General features: G+C 51.5%; 8 protein-coding genes. 7 read left to right on the top strand and 1 reads right to left on the bottom strand.

Annotated elements, in window-relative coordinates; genetic code table 11:
- Positions 1-8,839, bottom strand: an 8,839-nt coding sequence (locus ACXAGC_RS19275; protein ID WP_474846438.1) for an Ig-like domain-containing protein, incomplete at its 3' end; no start/stop codon positions are given.
- Positions 8,840-9,081: 242 nt separating this feature from the next.
- Between ACXAGC_RS19275 and ACXAGC_RS19270 the strand changes: the two genes are divergently transcribed.
- The 7 genes from ACXAGC_RS19270 to ACXAGC_RS19240 are packed head-to-tail and all read left to right on the top strand — an operon-like array spanning position 9,082 to position 19,582.
- Positions 9,082-10,986: a TolC family outer membrane protein gene (locus tag ACXAGC_RS19270; RefSeq protein ID WP_474846436.1), complete on the top strand. Its 1,905-nt coding sequence runs from the start codon at positions 9,082-9,084 to the stop codon at positions 10,984-10,986.
- A complete protein-coding gene (locus tag ACXAGC_RS19265) occupies positions 10,986-13,151 on the top strand; it encodes a type I secretion system permease/ATPase (protein WP_474846434.1) in 2,166 nt (721 codons plus the stop codon). The genes ACXAGC_RS19270 and ACXAGC_RS19265 overlap by 1 nt, the downstream gene beginning before the upstream one ends.
- Positions 13,152-13,160: 9 nt before the next feature.
- Positions 13,161-14,492: an HlyD family type I secretion periplasmic adaptor subunit gene (locus ACXAGC_RS19260; RefSeq protein ID WP_474846432.1), complete on the top strand. Its 1,332-nt coding sequence runs from the start codon at positions 13,161-13,163 to the stop codon at positions 14,490-14,492.
- 2 nt (positions 14,493-14,494) lie between these two features.
- Positions 14,495-15,085: a response regulator transcription factor gene (locus tag ACXAGC_RS19255; RefSeq protein WP_474846430.1), complete on the top strand. Its 591-nt coding sequence runs from the start codon at positions 14,495-14,497 to the stop codon at positions 15,083-15,085.
- Positions 15,086-15,112: 27 nt separating this feature from the next.
- Entirely contained in the window at positions 15,113-16,774 is a 1,662-nt protein-coding gene (locus tag ACXAGC_RS19250) for a sensor histidine kinase (protein ID WP_474846428.1), read from the top strand.
- A 3-nt stretch (positions 16,775-16,777) separates the two neighbouring features.
- Positions 16,778-18,325, top strand: coding sequence for a DUF3369 domain-containing protein (locus tag ACXAGC_RS19245; protein ID WP_474846426.1), 1,548 nt, complete (start codon positions 16,778-16,780; stop codon positions 18,323-18,325).
- A 12-nt stretch (positions 18,326-18,337) separates the two neighbouring features.
- The gene (locus tag ACXAGC_RS19240) at positions 18,338-19,582 is read left to right on the top strand and encodes a sensor histidine kinase (RefSeq protein WP_474846424.1); all 1,245 of its coding nucleotides are present in this window, start codon (positions 18,338-18,340) and stop codon (positions 19,580-19,582) included.
- Positions 19,583-19,593: the final 11 nt, after the last annotated feature.

Genomic DNA, 19,593 nt, shown 5'->3' with positions numbered 1-19,593 from the left:
CTGCATCCAGTACCGACACGTTCACATCCAGCAAGCCTTCTGAAATCGCCATGGGCACGTTGGCGGACCAGGTACCGTCGCCGAGAACTGTCGCGTTGAAGCTCTGGGTATCGCCGTTACCGTCAGTGATGTCGATGGTTACCAGTGCGCCGATTTCGTCAGACGTACCGCTGATAAGCGGTGTGTCGCTGGTGAGGTCACTAATGGCATTCACGTTCAGCACTGGCAGTGTCAGGTCAATTAATCCTGAGGTACTGACAGTTGCAACGTTGCCCGCATCATCCATGACCGATGCGTCGATTGTCAGTAATCCTTCATTGAGATCTGATGGTACATTGACAGACCAGGTACCATCAGGCTGAACCGTGGCAGAGAGGGTTTGTTCAACACCTAAGCCGTCTACAAGCACGATTTCGACATTTGCGCCCAGCTCATCTGAAGTACCGGAGATCGTAGGCTGCACATCGTTTGTATCGACAAACGTGTCCAGCGTGATGCCCGGATCGGCTGTATCGATTGTGCCCGCAGCACTCACGTTCACGATATTGCCTGAATCGTCCAGAACCTGCGCCTCAACGGTGACCGAGCCGTCCGGAAGAATGGGGAGATCTGAGCTCCAGCTTCCATCAGCCTGAACAACTGCAGACAGATTGTATTCAACGCCATCTGAATCCGTCACGGTTAACAGGACAATAGTGCCTACACCTACATCCGTACTGCCTGTAACTGTCGGAGAGTTGTCATTGGTGATATCAATAGGATCGATGATTAAGCTCGGAGCGGCCATATCAATAGTTGCAGTGAGCGTTGCCGTAGCAGTATTACCAGCATCATCTGTAGCTGATGCCTGAACCGTGAACTCACCTTCAGCCAGATCGGTGGGAACTTCAACACTGAATGAACCATCTGCGGCTACAGGAACAGTAAGAGTTTGCTCATTTCCGGCAGCATCGGTGATTACAAGTGTAACGATATCACCTTCAGGAATATCCAACGTACCGGTGATCATGGGTGTTGCATCATCATAGGTTGTGGTAACAACAATATTTCCTGTAGGAGCTGTGGTATCCACCTCTCCACTTGTTGAAGCACTACCTGTATTCCCCGCGGCATCCGTAGCAGATGCATCAACCGTGTAGTTGCCATCGGCCATGTTTGCAGGCACATCAGCACTGAACGTACCATCAGGCTGAACTGTTGCAGTGAATGTTTGTACGTCACCATTTGCATCAGTGACGGTTAATGTCACAGACTCACCCGGCGGCAGATCCGTGGTGCCGGAGATAGTTGGCGTAGCATCATTTCCAAGACCTTCAGCATCCAGTGTTACTACTGGTGCAGTGGTATCGATATTACCGCTGGTTGAAGCAGTACCAGTGTTACCGGCAGCATCGGTCGCCGCAGCATCAACGGTGAAGTTACCTTCTGCCATTTCCGCAGGCACATCTGCACTAAAGGTACCGTCAGGTTGCACGGTAGCCGTTACGGTCTGCGCATCACCGTTGGCATCGGTGACTGTCAGCGTAACTGATTCGCCCGCTGGCAGATCGGTGGTGCCTGAGATAGTCGGTGTGGTGTCGTTACCGGTACCTTGTGCATCCAGTGTGACTGTCGGCGCAGTGGTGTCGATATTTCCGCTGGTTGAAGCAGTGCCGGTATTGCCGGCTGCATCGGTCGCGGCTGCATCAACGGTGAAGTTGCCTTCTGCCATTTCTGCAGGCACATCGGCGCTGAACGTACCGTCTGGCTGAACGGTCGCGGTGACGGTTTGTGCATCACCGTTGGCATCGGTGACCGTCAGCGTAACTGATTCGCCCGCTGGCAGATCGGTGGTGCCTGAAATAGTTGGTGTGGTGTCGTTGCCTGTGCCTTGTGCATCAAGAGTGACCGTTGGTGCAGTGGTGTCGATATTACCGCTGGTTGAAGCTGTACCGGTGTTACCGGCTGCATCGGTGGCGGCAGCATCAACGGTGAAGTTACCTTCTGCCATTTCCGCTGGCACATCGGCACTGAACGTACCGTCTGGTTGCACGGTAGCCGTTACAGTTTGCGCATCACCATTCGCATCTGTCACGGTTAACGTCACTGACTCACCTGCCGGCAGGTCTGTGGTGCCGGAAATAGTCGGTGTGGTGTCGTTACCGGTACCTTGAGCATCCAGCGTGACCGTTGGTGCAGTGGTGTCCACTGTACCGGACGTTGAGGCTGTACCGGTATTGCCGGCTGCATCGGTGGCGGCAGCATCAACCGTGAAGTTTCCTTCTGCCATTTCCGCTGGTACATCGGCACTGAACGTACCGTCTGGTTGCACAGTTGCTGTTACTGTTTGTGCATCACCATTGGCATCAGTGACCGTTAACGTCACAGATTCGCCTGCCGGCAGATCCGTGGTGCCTGAAATAGTTGGTGTGGTGTCGTTACCGGTACCCTGCGCATCCAGTGTGACTGTCGGGGCAGTGGTATCAACTTCACCGCCAGTTGCTGTTGCAGTCGTTGAATTGCCCGCCTCATCAGTGGCCGTCGCTTCAACCGTGTAGCTACCTTCAGCCAGTTCTGCAGGCACATCGGCACTGAAGGTGCCGTCTGGCTGCACGGTTGCGGTAACAGTCTGTGCATCACCATTCGCATCTGTCACGGTTAACGTTACAGATTCACCTGCTGGCAGATCGGTGGTGCCGGAAATAGTCGGGGTGGTGTCGTTTCCTGTACCCTGGGCGTCTAAAGTGACTGTTGGTGCAGTGGTATCAACTTCACTACCAGTTGCTATTGCTGTCGTGGAATTACCAGCTGCATCGGTAGCAGTCGCTTCCACCGTGTAGCTACCTTCAGCCAGTTCTGCAGGGACATCGGCACTGAAGGTACCGTCAGGTTGCACGGTAGCGGTGACGGTTTGTGCATCGCCGTTGGCATCGGTGACTGTCAGCGTAACTGATTCGCCTGCCGGCAGATCGGTGGTGCCTGAGATAGTCGGTGTGGTGTCGTTACCGGTACCTTGTGCATCCAGTGTGACTGTTGGAGCAGTGGTATCCACCGTACCAGACGTTGAAGCCGTGCCGGTATTGCCGGCGGCATCGGTGGCGGCAGCATCGACAGTGAAGTTACCTTCTGCCATTTCCGCAGGGACATCGGCGCTGAAAGTGCCGTCTGGCTGTACGGTTGCTGTTACTGTTTGCGCGTCACCGTTGGCATCTGTCACGGTTAACGTCACTGATTCGCCCGCTGGCAGATCCGTGGTGCCGGAAATAGTCGGGGTGGTGTCGTTACCTGTACCTTGTGCATCCAGTGTTACCGTCGGTGCAATGGTATCCACCGTACCTGAGGTTGAAGCCGTGCCGGTATTGCCGGCTGCATCGGTGGCTGCTGCATCAACGATGAAGTTACCTTCTGCTATTTCTGCAGGCACATCGGCACTGAATGTACCGTCAGGTTGCACAGTAGCGGTGACGGTTTGCGCATCGCCGCTGGCATCAGTGACTGTTAACGTCACTGATTCACCGGCTGGCAGATCCGTGGTACCAGAAATAGTCGGGGTAGTGTCGTTACCGGTACCTTGGGCATCCAGTGTTACCGTCGGTGCAGTGGTATCCACCGTACCTGAGGTTGAGGCAGTGCCGGTATTGCCGGCAGCATCGGTCGCCGCAGCATCAACCGTGAAGTTACCTTCTGCCATTTCCGCTGGCACATCGGCGCTGAACGTACCGTCTGGCTGCACGGTTGCGGTAACAGTCTGTGCATCACCATTCGCATCTGTCACGGTTAACGTTACAGATTCACCTGCTGGCAGATCGGTGGTGCCTGAAGTAGTTGGCGTGGTGTCGTTTCCTGTACCCTGGGCGTCTAAAGTGACTGTTGGTGCAGTGGTATCAACTTCACCACCAGTTGCTATTGCTGTCGTGGAATTACCCGCCGCATCAGTAGCCGTCGCTTCGACCGTGTAACTACCTTCAGCCAATTCTGCAGGCACATCGGCGCTGAAGGTGCCGTCTGGTTGTACGGTAGCCGTTACAGTCTGCGCATCACCATTTGCATCGGTGACCGTCAACGTCACAGATTCGCCGGCTGGCAGATCCGTGGTGCCGGAAATCGTAGGCGTGGTGTCGTTGCCTGTGCCCTGGGGATCCAGCGTGACCGTTGGGGCAGTGGTATCCACCGTACCGGACGTTGAAGCCGTGCCGGTGTTACCGGCCGCATCGGTGGCGGCAGCATCAACAGTGAAGTTACCTTCTGCCATTTCCGCAGGGACATCGGCGCTGAAGGTGCCGTCTGGTTGTACGGTTGCGGTAACAGTTTGTGCATCGCCGTTAGCATCAGTGACCGTTAACGTCACTGATTCACCGGCTGGCAGATCCGTGGTACCAGAAATAGTCGGGGTAGTGTCGTTACCGGTACCTTGAGCATCAAGAGTGACCGTTGGTGCAGTGGTATCCACTGTACCGGACGTAGAAGCAGTACCAGTGTTACCGGCGGCATCGGTAGCGGCTGCATCAACGGTGAAGTTGCCTTCTGCCATTTCCGCTGGTACATCGGCGCTGAACGTACCGTCTGGCTGCACAGTAGCCGTTACAGTCTGCGCATCACCATTCGCATCAGTGACTGTCAGCGTCACAGATTCACCGGCTGGCAGGTCTGTAGTGCCTGAAATAGTTGGTGTGGTGTCGTTACCAGTGCCCTGAGCGTCTAATGTTACCGTCGGTGCGGAGGTGTCCACTGTACCGGACGTTGAGGCTGTACCGGTGTTACCGGCCGCATCGGTTGCCGCAGCATCGACAGTGAAGTTACCTTCTGCCATTTCTGCAGGGACATCGGCACTGAAGGTACCGTCTGGCTGAACGGTCGCGGTGACGGTTTGTTCATCGCCGTTGGCATCGGTGACTGTCAGCGTAACTGATTCGCCCGCTGGCAGATCGGTGGTGCCTGAGATAGTCGGTGTGGTGTCGTTACCGGTACCTTGTGCATCCAGTGTGACTGTCGGTGCAGTGGTATCCACCGTACCTGAGGTCGAGGCAGTACCAGTGTTACCGGCCGCATCCGTGGCAGCAGCATCGACAGTGAAGTTACCTTCTGCCATTTCTGCAGGCACATCGGCACTGAATGTACCGTCAGGTTGCACAGTAGCGGTAACGGTTTGCACATCGCCGTTGGCATCAGTGACTGTTAACGTCACAGATTCTCCCGCTGGCAGATCCGTGGTGCCGGAAATAGTCGGCGTGGTGTCGTTACCTGTACCTTGTGCATCCAGTATGACTGTCGGCGCAGTGGTGTCGATATTTCCGCTGGTTGAAGCAGTGCCGGTATTGCCGGCTGCATCGGTTGCCGCAGCATCAACGGTGAAGTTACCTTCTGCAAGTTCTGCAGGCACATCGGCGCTGAACGTACCGTCTGGCTGTACGGTTGCGGTAACAGTCTGCGCATCACCATTCGCATCGGTCACCGTCAGGGTGACGGATTCTCCCGCTGGCAAATCGGTGGTGCCTGAAATAGTTGGTGTGGTGTCGTTGCCTGTGCCTTGTGCATCGAGTGTGACTGTTGGTGCAGTCGTATCAACTTCACCGCCTGTTGCTGTTGCAGTCGCGGAATTACCAGCTGCATCGGTGGCCGTCGCTTCAACGGTATAGCTACCTTCTGCCATTTCAGCAGGGACATCGGCACTGAACGTACCGTCTGGTTGCACAGTAGCCGTCACAATTTGCGCATCACCATTCGCATCGGTCACCGTCAGGGTGACGGATTCACCGGCTGGCAGATCGGTGGTACCTGAGATGGTCGGGGTGGTGTCGTTACCGGTGCCCTGCGCATCCAGTGTGACCATCGGTGCAGTGGTATCCACTGTGCCTGAAGTGGTTGCAGATGCTGTGTTTCCTGCTGCATCTGTTGCAGTGGCTTGAACTGTATAGCTACCTTCAGCCAGTTCTGCAGGGACATCGGCACTGAAGGTACCGTCAGGTTGCACGGTAGCGGTGACGGTTTGTGCATCGCCGTTGGCATCCGTAACGGTTAACGTCACAGATTCACCGGCTGGCAGATCGGTGGTGCCTGAAATAGTTGGTGTGGTGTCGTTACCGGTACCTTGTGCATCCAGCGTGACTGTTGGAGCAGTGGTATCCACCGTACCAGACGTTGAAGCCGTGCCGGTATTGCCGGCCGCATCCGTGGCAGCGGCATCGACAGTGAAGTTACCTTCTGCCATTTCCGCAGGGACATCGGCGCTGAAAGTGCCGTCTGGCTGTACGGTTGCTGTTACTGTTTGCGCGTCACCGTTGGCATCTGTCACGGTTAACGTCACTGATTCGCCCGCTGGCAGATCCGTGGTGCCGGAAATAGTCGGGGTGGTGTCGTTACCTGTACCTTGGGCGTCTAATGTGACTGTTGGTGCAGTGGTATCAACTTCACCGCTAGTTACTGTTGCAGTCGTGGAATTACCAGCTGCATCGGTGGCTGTCGCTTCAACGGTAAAGCTACCTTCTGCCATTTCCGCAGGCACATCGGCACTAAACGTACCGTCTGGCTGTACGGTAGCCGTTACAGTTTGCGCATCACCATTCGCATCTGTCACGGTCAACGTCACAGATTCTCCCGCTGGCAAATCGGTGGTACCGGAAATAGTAGGTGTGGTGTCGTTGCCTGAACCTTGCGCATCCAGCGTGACCGTTGGGGCAGTCGTGTCAACTTCACCACCAGTCGCGGTAACCGTAGTTGTGTTACCTGCTTCGTCAGTAGCGGTGGCCTCAACAGTGAATCCGCCTTCTGCCAGCTCAGCAGGGACTTCTGCACTGAAAGTGCCGTCAGGTTCAACGGTAGCTGTAATTGTTTGTTCATTGCCGTCTGAACCAGTGACAGTCAGCGTGACGGTCTCCCCGGCTGGTAAGTCCGTTGTACCGGAAATGACAGGCGTAGTATCGGAATCTACATCAGGTGGATTGATAGTCAGTTCAGGCGCTGTTGTATCTGGCTCAACAGGATCGACGGGGTCTGATGGTTCTACTGGCTCAGAGGGATCGACATCTGTCGAGCCTTCTGAGGGAGGCGGGGTAGTAGTGCCACCTTCAGGGGAAGTTGTAGTGTCGCCACCCTCAGGAGTAGTGGTTGTTTCTCCGGTTTCACCCGGAGTCGTTGTTTCGCCGGTTTCACCCGGAGTCGTTGTTTCGCCGGTTTCACCCGGAGTTGTGGTTTCGCCGGTTTCGCCCGGAGTAGTTGTCTCGCCGGTTTCACCCGGAGTAGTTGTCTCGCCGGCTTCACCCGGAGTAGTTGTCTCGCCGGTTTCGCCGGTTTCGCCCGGAGTGGTTGTTTCGCCGGTTTCGCCCGGAGTGGTTGTCTCGCCGGTTTCGCCCGGTGTCGTTGTCTCGCCGGTTTCGCCCGGAGTGGTTGTCTCGCCGGTTTCGCCCGGTGTCGTTGTCTCGCCGGTTTCGCCCGGAGTGGTTGTCTCGCCGGTTTCGGCCGGTGCGTCAGGTGTTGTCTCTTCTGCCGGTGCTGGCTCTGCCGCAGTTACAGAGAAGGTGTCGTTAGCCTGAGTCTGGTTGCCGGCTGCATCCGTTGCGGTTACACCTACTGTGTAATCACCCTCAGCGAAGTTGTCCGGTAAAGTCAGATTAAAACTGCCGTCCGCGAGGACATCGGCAGTAAATGTTTGAGTGCTGCCATCTGCGCCGGTCACGGTAATTTCAACGACACTGCCCTGAGCCAAATCAGTCGTACCGCTTAATACAGGCGCTTCTCCCTCAGCTGCATTTACCTCAAAAGTAAGCTCTGGTGGAGTGAAATCTGTTTCACCGGTGGCGTTCACTGACGTCGTATTACCCGCTTCATCGCTGGCGGTAACCACTACATCAAAAGCGCCTTCCGCAAGAGGGGCTACCGGCGTTGCAGAGAAGCTGCCATCTTCAAGAACGATAGCAGTGATAGTTTGCTCGTTTCCGTCCGAATCAGTAATTGTGATGGATATTTCGCTGCCTGCAGGCAAATCTGAAGTGCCGCTGATTTCGGGAAACTCATCATTGGTAACCTCGATGGGATTTACATCGATAGTGGGAGGTGTGGTATCAACCACAAATGTTTCTGATACCGTAACTGTGCCGTTCTGAGGATCCGGTGCTTCAACAACAACATCGAAAGTACCGTCTTCCAGCGTATCCGGTAACGTAGCATTGAAACTGCCATCATCTGCAACGATAACGTCAATAACTGTTTCGGCGCCAGTCTCATCAATAACTGTAATTGTAATCGGGGTACCGGGTTCCAGGTTAGAATCACCGGCTACTACAGGCGGAAAATCACCGGAAACGGTGATGTTGTCCAGTGTAGTGGGTTCGTCCTGAGTCGCTGTGCCGGCAGGATCCTGCTCGATATTCTGTGGTTCTGTTGTCGCCGGCTCATAATCAAATGCCAGCGGATCTATATCTTCGGCAATACGGCTTAATTGCACAAATGACGCACCGCCGCCACCGGCACCACCGCCACCACCGGCCGCAGTTTCTTCTAACGCATCAAGGATGTCTCCGTCGCCACTCAGCAGGGCATCAATATCCGGAACGCCCTGCGAACCGGTGGAGTCAAATCCCGCATCACCACCGTCAACCATGGCAAGCATGTCATCAAGAGAATCGTCGTAAACCACGAATTCATCATCGAAAGCAGATGCTTCAAATGATTCTACATCTGCTACCAGTTGCGGTGCACCCGGAACAAGGTCAATGGCTCCCTGTTCCTGAGTGATGATCTGGCCACCGTTGTCTGAAACGATTTGCGCATCTGACGGGATCGTATCGCCGGCTGAGACAGGGAATTCATCCCCGTTGGGAAGGCGGATAAATACGTCACCGGACACATTAGTTACGTTCAACATAATTCAATACCTTTTACGTTTGATGCACTAAAAACTAGTTGCCGCAAAAAGTTTGACCCTGTACCTGAGAACAGTCTGAATCTAAATGCCTGTTTTTATAGCAATTAAAAATCAAATTTTTTTTCCGTAATAAAAATTCATTCCTGCCGGTTTGCGGGCTTCAAAGTTCGTGACTACTTTTACAACTACAGGGAATCAATAGCGAAAATGGATATTTGTCGGTAAACGGAAATGGGGTATTCATGCGGATTCGAATTTTGGCCGTGGGTTTAGCAGCAGGTTTCTCGCTGGGCGGTGCACTTGTGAGTGCAGCACCAGTGAGCCTGACAGAAGTCGTAAAACAAGCCATTGACACAAATCCTGATGTGCAGGCAGCGTGGCGGGAATTTCTGGAAGCAGAGCAAAATGTGAAAATTGCCAGATCGGGCTATCTCCCGAAAGTGGATGTTACTGCCAGCTCAAGTCTGGTGCGCCGGAACTACGGTCTTGACCAGAGTTATGTATCCAATGAAGCCCGTATTTCTGTTACCCAAATGCTTTACGACGGCTTCTTTACCTCGTCGGAAGTAAAGCGTCTTGAGTCGGCGAAAAAAGTCAGATTCCTCGAACTATTGAATCAAGTTGAGCAGATTTCATTAGAGGTTGCCACTGCCTACTCGGACGTATTGCTTTACCGCGAGTTGTTACTGGTGGCAGAAGACAACCTCAAAACCCACGTCGACGTCTACAAACAAATTGAAAAAAGTGCTGCTGCCGGTGTGGCAAGACGAGCAGATCTGGAACAGATCAGCGGGCGTCTGTATCTGGCTGAATCTAACGTGATGACCGAACAGTCTAATTTGCATGATGTCTCTTCCCGCTTCCTGCGATTAACCGGGTTTCGGCCGCCGGCGGAACTTGAACCGGTAGACAATCTCATAAACGCTGAGATCCCGTTATCGATGGAAGAGAGTTTGCTTGAAGCCTACAAGCGCAATCCCGGTTTTCTGGCATCATGGTATAACGTTAATTCAACCAATTACGGCATCGATTCAGCCAAAAGTCGTTATCATCCCACATTAAATCTGGTGGGCAGTTACGGTTCTCAGTCCAGGGACGATGCGGGTCTGGACAACACTCAGACCGAAGGGCAAATCGGACTCCAGTTCTCATACAATCTTTACAATGGTGGCGCAGACCGGGCGTCTATCCGTGCTGCGCTGGCAGTAACCGATCAGGCTAAAGATCTGCGGGATAAATCCTGCCGCGATGTTCGTCAGACAGTGCAGATAGCCTACAACGACATTCGCAATCTGGACAGACAGATCCCGGCTCTGAACGAGCACCGGCTATCTTCCAGCAGGGTGCGTACCGCTTACCTGGATCAATTCAAAATCGGTGACCGGACTTTACTGGATTTACTGGACTCAGAGAACGAAGCCTATGAATCCGGCCGGGCATACACCGAAGCTGTTTTTACTCAATACAAAGCCATTTTACGTTTGATGGCCGGTGGTGGTGAACTGGCTGAATACCTTACGGTGACCCGGGATGAGTTTGATTTAACTGAAGCTATTCGTCTGTCGGAAGCCGTATACGATCCTATGTACGTTTGTCCGGCTGAAACCATCGATGTGATGTCTCAGGAAACCAATATTCTGATCCGTGATACAGACGGTGATGGCATTACCGACTTGTGGGATGAATGTCCTGATACACCTTTTGATACCGCAGTGGATGACTTTGGTTGCGCAACTCAGCAGCAAAACACCGGTGACATCATTGGTGTAAAACATCAATCAGAAGTGGTTATTCCTTTCGGCGCTGACTCCGCTGAACTGGACCCTAAATACCTCGTTAAACTTGAGCCTATGCTGGATACGCTCGGTAAAGACCCCGCAGCCGGCGTCGTTGTATACGGCCACGCCTCACTGGAAGGGGAGTCTCACTACAATATGATGCTCTCTGTGCGGCGTGCCAATGCCGTTGCTGAATGGCTGAAAGTTCAGTCCGGTAGTAATGAGCAACGCATCTCTGCCATCGGCCTGGGTGAAGATAAGCCCCTTATCAATGACATTTCACCTGAAGCGAACCTGGCGAACCGGCGGGTGGAAGCCGTTGTCGTGGTACTTAACTCTTCCATAGATTCGCCGGAGTACATCAATTAATGGCGCAACCTAAGTTGTCTGGCCCCGCAATCGAGAAGCTGGCAGAATCCTCTGAAATCCATGGCGGCTGCCTGATGGCCTGCCTGAAAGCAATTTGTGATTTCCACGGCATTACCCTCGTGCCCGATGCGGTTATGGCAGGATTGCCAATGGACAACGGGGAATTATCACCATCGGTGATGCCCCGCGCTGCCAGCAGGGTAGGTCTTAACTGCAAGGTGGTCAAACGTGAATTGACTGAAATAAATCCCGCATTATTGCCGGCAATTCTGGTGTTGTCAGAACAGCGTTCCTGCGTGTTAGTTTCCTGTCAGATTGAATCCGGCCAGGCTGAAGTGGTATTCCCTGAAGCACCGGAAACCGTTGAAGTCGTCGATTTAGAGGATATTGAGAAGGACTATACTCAGTTCGTTATGTTTTTGCGTCCAGACAGGCGCATCGGAAAACCGGCATCGGTATCTAATTCTCAAAAAGGTGTGCACTGGCTCTGGCATACCGTAGCTTCAGCGATTTCGCTGTATAAAGATGTCTTGCTGGCCTCAATATTCATCGGGCTGCTTTCTCTTGCCATGCCACTGTTTGTGATGAATGTGTATGACAGGGTAGTGCCAAACGCGGCGACGGAAACGTTGTGGGTACTGGCTATCGGTGCTGCTATGGTGCTGTTTGCAGAGTTTTCATTACGTATGCTGCGGCATTTCTTTGTAGAACTGGCAGCCAGTCGTATCGATATCACTTTGACGGCGAATTTAATGCAAAAAGTGCTTGGCTTTTCGTTTAAGGAAAAGCCGGTCTCCACAGGTGCCTTCGTCAATAACCTGCAATCTTTTGAAGCAATCCGCGGATTTACGAATTCACTAACCCTTGTGGCGCTGGTCGATCTGCCCTTCGCCGTGTTCTTTATTGTCATTATTGCGCTCATCAACGGCTTTTTATCACTGCCAATTCTGGTGGGCGGACTTTTACTGATTTGTTTCGGGCTTTACGCCCAGCGCAATATGGCCAGGCTCGCCAGCAGTGCAAGTGAAGCCGGCTCAGCCAGAAACGGGCTGGTCACTGAATCAGTCAACATGTTCGATGACGTTAAGTTTTTTAATGCCGGTCATCATGTGCAGCATGAATGGGAACAGCATTCCATTTATCTGGCAAAACTCAATGCCAAATTACGTATCGCAGGTACATCGGTCAGCAGTGCTGCACTTTGGATCCAGCAGACCGTGGGCGTGTCTATGATTGTCGTCGGCGTATTTCTGATCGTGGACGGCGAACTTACGCAAGGCGGGCTAATCGCGGCGTATTTGTTGTCTTCACGGGCAATGGGACCATTATCACAGGCTGCCAGCCTGCTGTCACAATATCATCATGCTAAGACCGCTTACGAAACCTTGTCTGACTTAATGGCCAAAGAAGATGAGTCAAAAGCCGAACAAAAATGGACGCAGCATACCCGCATTCATGGCCGGTTGCACTTCGATAAAGTGTCCTTTGCTTATCCTGAGCAGCCATCCCATGTGATTAGCAGAATGTCCCTCACCATCGAAGCCGGTGAGCGGGTAGCAATTCTTGGCAATAACGGTTCCGGTAAAACTACGCTGCACAAACTGTTGCTGCACGCCTATGCGCCAACCAGTGGCCTTATCACTCTGGATAATATTGATTTACAGCAATACGAACCGAGTACGCTGCGTAATCAGATAGGTTATGTACCTCAGGATATTAATCTGTTTACCGGCAGTCTGCGTGACAACATCACGGTGTTTAAGGAAGACTACGACGAAGATTTTATCTGGGAGATACTCAATGCCTGCGGTTTAACTGATTTTGTTAACCATCATCCTGACGGTCTGAATCTCAGTGTGGGAGAAGGCGGAATATTACTGTCCGGGGGCAAACGTCAGTCTGTTGCTCTGGCACGGGCACTCATCCGTCGCCCGTCACTGTTTTTGATGGATGAACCGACTTCGGCCATGGACGCCACAGCAGAACAACGTATAAAGGAGCTGCTGGACAGAGAAACGAAAGGGAAAACCTTAATTCTGAATACCCACCGGCACTCTCTTCTCTCACTGGTTGACCGCATTATTGTTATCGACCAGGGTCACATTATTGTTGACGGCCCCCGTCAGGAAGTTCTTAAACGTCTCGCTGCTGCGGTAAAAGGCTAAGGATTTATTATGCTTATGTCATGGGCCCGCGAATGGCTGGCACCTCCTCCTGAAAATGACTGGGTTTTGGAAGCCGAGTGGGCGCGGATTCAGCAGCGGCCACTGCGAGCCAAAGCGCTGCTTTATGTGGTTGTACTCACAATCACGGCATTAATTGTGTGGGCCTGCTTTGCTCCCATCGCTGAAGTGGCAAGGGGAGAGGGTAAAGTCGTGCCGTCCAGCCAGCTGCAGATTTTGCAGTCCTATGACGGCGGTATTGTTCAGGACATTCAGGTAAGGGAAGGGCAGAAAGTCAACGCCGGTGACATTATCCTGAAAGTGGATCCTACCCGCTACTTATCTTCGCTGCAGGAAAACAATTCTAAGAGAAACGCTGTGGCTGCGAAAGTTCACAGGCTGACGGCACAGACACGGGCGCAGCCATTGAGCTTCCCGGAAGACCTTAAACAGGCCGCGCCTGAAATTGTTGCCAATGAAACGGCGTTATATTTTTCCAGTGTGAAAGAACTGGAAGAAACCTTGTCGAGGTTTGAAAGCCGGATTGCCCAGCGCCGGCAGGATTTGCAATCTTACCGCGCTGAATTACAGCAATATCAGGACACTCTATCTATCGCGCAGCGGGAGCTTACGGTCACACGTCCGCTGATGGCTTCGGGCGCTGTTTCTGAAATCGATATTCTGCGGCTGGAAAAGCAGGTTATTGAAAATCAGGGGGCCATTCAGCGCACACGGGCTGCAATAACCCGCAGTCAGGCAACCATAGATGAAGAGCAGAACAATCTTAAAGAAGCCAGCCTGAAAATGCAGAACCGGTGGAATGAAGAACTCAATGAAGCGGTTGCCACCATGCAATCCTTGCAGGAGTCTCAAACCGGTCTGGAAGATGTGGTGAAACAATCTGAAATCCGGTCGCCGGTCGCTGGTACCGTTCAGAGACTGCTGGTAAATACTGTGGGTGGCGTGGTGACGCCGGGCAGTGCCGTTGTGGAAATCATTCCTGCCGATGACCGGTTAATCGTTGAGGCAAAAATCCCACCCAAAGATATCGCGTTTCTGAAATTAGGACAGCCCGCCATTTTAAAATTCAGTGCTTATGATTTTGCTATTTACGGCGGTATGGAAGCCAGCGTTGAGCACATCAGTGCTGATACCGTGACTGACGATCAGGACCGGACTTACTACCTCGTCAGGCTTTCCACCGAAGACAAAAACGCCCTCAATATGGATATCCTGCCGGGCATGATGGTGCAGGTAGATATCATCACCGGTAATCGTACCGTCATGCAGTACCTGCTAAACCCGCTTATCAGGGCCTCTTCATCAGCATTAGGAGAACGTTAAGAATGAAATTTTTCGTGTTAGGAGAGTCGCTTAAGGAGTATGCACCGCTATCTGATGCAATTGCGTGGCACGATGTTTCATTTTCCCTTGCTGCTGAGGGGGGAATTTGCTGGATTGATACCAGAGAAGCTGACTGGCTGCGCTTTGTGCGGGAAAGCAGCGTACTCGGCGTCAATCCTGTGGTGATAAGTCACGCACCCGACATTAAAGAAATGCAGAGAAGCCTGGTCGTCGGCGGACGGGGCTATTGCAACGGAACCGAATTGATACGCCATTGCAATGAAATTGCCAGTGCTGTGATGGCGGGCGGCATGTGGATCCCCGGCGGACTCGTCACGGCGATGGTTCACCGCCTCAGTGAGCATCCGGATTATGAGTTTAAAGAAGCGCAGACCGAAGTACTCACCGAACGGGAAAAGGAAGTTTTGCGGCTTTTACTGGACGGTGATTCTAATCAGGATATGGCGGATAAGCTAAATATTACTGTCAGAACGGTAAAAGAGCATATGTCGTCTATTCTTAAGAAATACAGAGTGAAAGACAGGGTGGCCTTGCTGCTTAAAATTGGCCAATTCAGACGAACTGCCCTTTAACGGCGCTGAGAATCCGGAGAGGTAGGGGTGAATTTAATATTTCAAAAAAAAGTACTCACTTTTTTGAGTGTGCTTTTCAGCATTCTTTGCACCTTTGGCGGTTACAAGGTGTACGTGCAACTGACAGAACAGGAGCGCGCGGCATCTTTCGATGGACCGGTTAAAGAGTTTAATGACCATTTGAATGAGAATCTGGAGGACATGGAGTACACCCTGCACTCTGTAAATCAGTTATTTGACTCCTCCTCAAATGTAGATGCAATGGAATTTGATACTTTCAGCGGTCTGATTCTGGAATACAACCTGTCCATTGCAGGTATCGGCGTTTTCAATTTTGACTCCCGTGAAATGGGAGCTAAAACCACCTTGCCGGAGCCTCAGTACTGGCTGGCATCTGATTCATATCCCCAATTTACCAAACGGGAAGTGACGATGGCGATGAAGCGTAACGTTGAGTTACGGGAAGCGACAAAGCTGGACAATTTTGCCTCCGATCTTTTCAGTGTTAACGACAGCCAGCAGCAATACGTATTACTTGTTCGGGCAATGCCTGAACACAAGTTACTTTTGGCTATGGTGGTTGATTTACACCGCGCTGCCAAGCTTTCTGTAAATAACCGGATTGTCAGTAATTTCATTGTTTACCGCGAGGGAGAAAATAGAAAAGAGCTGGCTTTTTCTGATGTGAAATATTCTGCGACACTGGCAAAGCCTTTTAACGGCGAAATCTTCCTGTTTAACCGTGTCTGGTCCATGGTGATTTATCCGCCGGCAAATTTATTCAACCAATATTATGTAGCTATCCCTGTCATAGCCTTCCTGTTCAGTTTGATGGTGCTGTATCTGGTTTATTTCGCGTTCAAATTACATAAGCTCAGTGATGACCGGCAGCTGGCCCTGCAGGATTTGAAGTTCGCTCAGAGTAAGATGGTTGAGGCCGAGAAAATAGGCGCAATGGGGGGACTGGTTGCCGGTATCGCCCATGAAGTGAATACGCCCCTGGGGATCAGTATTACCAGTTGTTCCCACGTGAACGATTTGATGCGGGATCTGAAGGAAGATTTCGATCGCGGTGAACTGGATCAGGAAAAGTTTGAAGATTTTCTCTCCTCCGGCAAGGAAATGCTGGGTATGGCGCTGGAAAATATGGGCCGGGCATCTAAGCTGATTGCATCATTTAAGAAAATTGACGTCATTAATGCAGACGATTCCACCAAAACAGAGCTGGTTGACGTGGCCGAAATCGTTGAAAACTTTGTTGAGCATTATCAGCAGAATGCCATGTCAACGAAGATTAAGTTTGATGTGGAAATTGGCAAGCGGACACAAATCCAAACCTACCCTACTGTTATTACTCAGGTGCTCGCCAGCCTCGCATCGAACTCAGAGGTTCATGCGTTTGCGAAGAAGGATGAAGACTGTGTTATTTCAATCCGGGTATCTTCCTTCGGTAACTCTGTGTTGCTGAAGTTTGCAGATAACGGTAGCGGCGTGAAAAAGAAAGATCTCGCACAAATTTTTGACCCCTTTTATACCACCAACCGTGGTGCCGGTAATGCCGGCCTCGGCTTAAGCGTGGTGTACAACCTGGTGAAAAGTAAGCTGAAAGGTGAACTGAACCATGGTGCAGTACCCGGAGGTGGTCTGTGGATATCACTACGAATTAAAGACTTAGAAGAGAAGGAGTAAACTATGGGGAATCCATTATTTGCCAAGCAGAAAGCTGCACCAGCTGAGTCTGTGGATGACGCGGCAGAGCAGAAAGATACCTCACCGTTGAAAGTGTTGATTATCGATGACGAAACCGAAGTTCACCGGGTAACCGACCTGACGTTAAAGCGCTTCCGCTTTGACGGCAAGAAAATTCAGTTTTTGCATGCGTATTCCGGAAAAGAAGCGAAAGAGATTTTCGATAAAGAGACCGACATCGCGCTGGCCCTCGTGGACGTAGTAATGGAAACGGATCATGCCGGCCTGGATGTGGTGCATTATGTGCGTAAAGAGCTGAACAACACAGCCTGCCGGTTGGTATTACGTACCGGTCAGCCCGGTCAGGCGCCTGAACATGAAGTCATTGAGCGCTATGATATCAATGACTACAAAGAAAAAACGGAATTAACCAGCCAGAAGCTGAAAACTCTGATGTACACAGGACTGCGCTCATACCGCGATATCTCCACCATTGAAAGCCACCGGAAAGGTTTGCGTCAGGTCATAGAAAGTACGACTAAAATGTTGCAGACCCATGCGCTGAACGAGTTCGCCTCAGCGGTGCTGAAGGAAATTATGAACCTGCTGCAACTTGACTCCAGTGCTATTTATTGTTCTACCTTCCCGCAAAGCGCAGAAGCCACCAAAGGCCGCACGGTATTGGCAGCTACCGGAAGTTTGGCTGACATCAAGGAAAGCCACCAACCTGAAGTGCCTGACGAAGTGGAAAACTGCTTTAAAGAGGTTTTGGCTTCTAAACAGTCTCAGCATTTCCCTTCTGGCTATGTGTTCTATAACTGTACCGACCTGGGTTATGAAAACCTGTTGTTTATCGACACCAAAGGTACGCTTTCTGATGCACAGAAAGAGTTTCTGGAAATTTACTGCATAAACGTCTCGCTGGTTTACGAAAACCTGATGATTACAGAAGAAATTTCAGAGACACAAAAAGACATTATCCACATGTTGGGGAGCGCTGTTGAATTACGCACCAAGGAAGTTGGCGCGCATGTTAAACGTGTGGCAGAAATCAGCTACAAACTCGCGATTATGGCAGGTTTAAGCGATGATGAAGCTGAAAATATCCGCCGTTTTGCACCGGTTCACAATCTGGGCAAAGTCGCCATACCTGATACTATTTTACACAAACCCGGAGAGCTGACCCCTGAGGAGTGGGACATTATGATGTCTCACCCCAAAGTCGGTGCGGACATGCTGAGTCTTTCTAACAAACCCATGATTAAGAATGCGGCGAAGATTTGCTATGCACATCATGAACAGTGGAACGGTGGCGGTTACCCTGAGGGCCTGAAGGGCGAAGACATCCCTCTGGCTGCGAGGATCACGGCGCTGGCTGATGCCTTTGATTCCATGGGATCGAAACGAAGCTATAAAGAGGCGTGGCCGAAAGAAAACATTATTTCAGAAATAGAAGCGCAAAAAGGTGAACAGTTTGATCCGCAACTGGCGGAAATCTTACTGGCCAATTTTGATGACTTCTGGGCTCTGCGTACCCGCTATCCGGATTAAGAGGAGAGTATCGTGTCCAAATCTGTAACCGAATCGATGGCGGCGTTACTCAGCCCTGATTTGCTGCGGGCACTCCCGGTACAGTCTCAGTTTCCGCTGCTGGATCAGGCCGTTTACATTGGTGCTGATTGTTATCATGTATCAAGCTGGCATGTGAGTGACGAGGCCAGTATTGCCGTGGACTGCATGGGGTGTATTCCCGGCCGTCAACTGGAAAACAGCATGTTAAGTTCCTTGCTGGCCGGTAAGGGGGGAAATCGCTGGGCAGAACGCAGTGTCGTTGATGACAGTTTCTCTGACTGGATGGCACAGGCAGGCATGGCGGACAAAGTTTGCTCTGTGTATGTGATTGCCGATGAAGACCATGTGGGGGGATTCATTGTTCTGGTAACGCAAACGCCGGTAGATGAAAACGATGCAGGTCTGACGAAATTGCTGGACGAATTCACGCCGTTACTCATAGAAAGTGAGTATCTGAAGGAAAAGAAGGAAGCGGCCATCGAAATGGAGAAGCTGTGCAACTTAGGTGGCATGGTGGCAACGGTGGCTCATGAGGTAAATAACCCTCTCGGTGTGGCGATCACATCTTTGTCGCACCTTAAAGAAAGTGTTGATGATCTTGATAAAAGTTTCAAAGACGGAACCCTGACGGAAGAGTATTTCTCAGACTTTATAGATGACAGTAACGAAGTGAGCGATTTGCTCTCGTTCAACTTAGGGCGTGCTGCCAAACTCATCCGTGACTTTAAAACCAATGCGGTAAACCAAAGCGCTGATGTGCTGATGGCGTTCCCGCTGAAGGGCACCATCGAGAGTGTGCTGAGCAGCGTAAAACCGCAGTTGAAAGCGAAGCAAATTGAAATTGTGCTGGATTGTCAGGTGCCCGACTCCTTTATTATGAAGGGATTTCCGGGAGCCCTGTCTCAGGTGCTGACAAACTTACTGTTCAATGCGTCTATTCACGCATTCGATAAATCCATTACGTCTCCTAAAATTCAAATCAGGGCAGAATCAGCGGATGGCAAGGCAACGATTACCTTTAATGATAATGGTAAAGGGATCCCTGAAGAATTTCGTGAAGTGATGTTTGAGCCCTATTTTACCACCCGCCGTGAAGAAGGTGGCAGCGGTTTGGGGTTACATATCGTGAAGAACCTGACAGAAAACAAGATGCAGGGACAGCTGACGCTAAAAAGTGAAGTGGGTAAGGGGACTGAGTTTGTTATGGTCCTTCCCGTTGAGATAGACGCTGAATAGAGTAGTTGTGA

The organism is Alteromonas sp. AWJ4_197 (assembly GCF_056160285.1).
The sequence above is the reverse complement of the archived record's forward strand: the minus strand, read 5'-3'. Positions and strand labels throughout refer to the sequence as shown.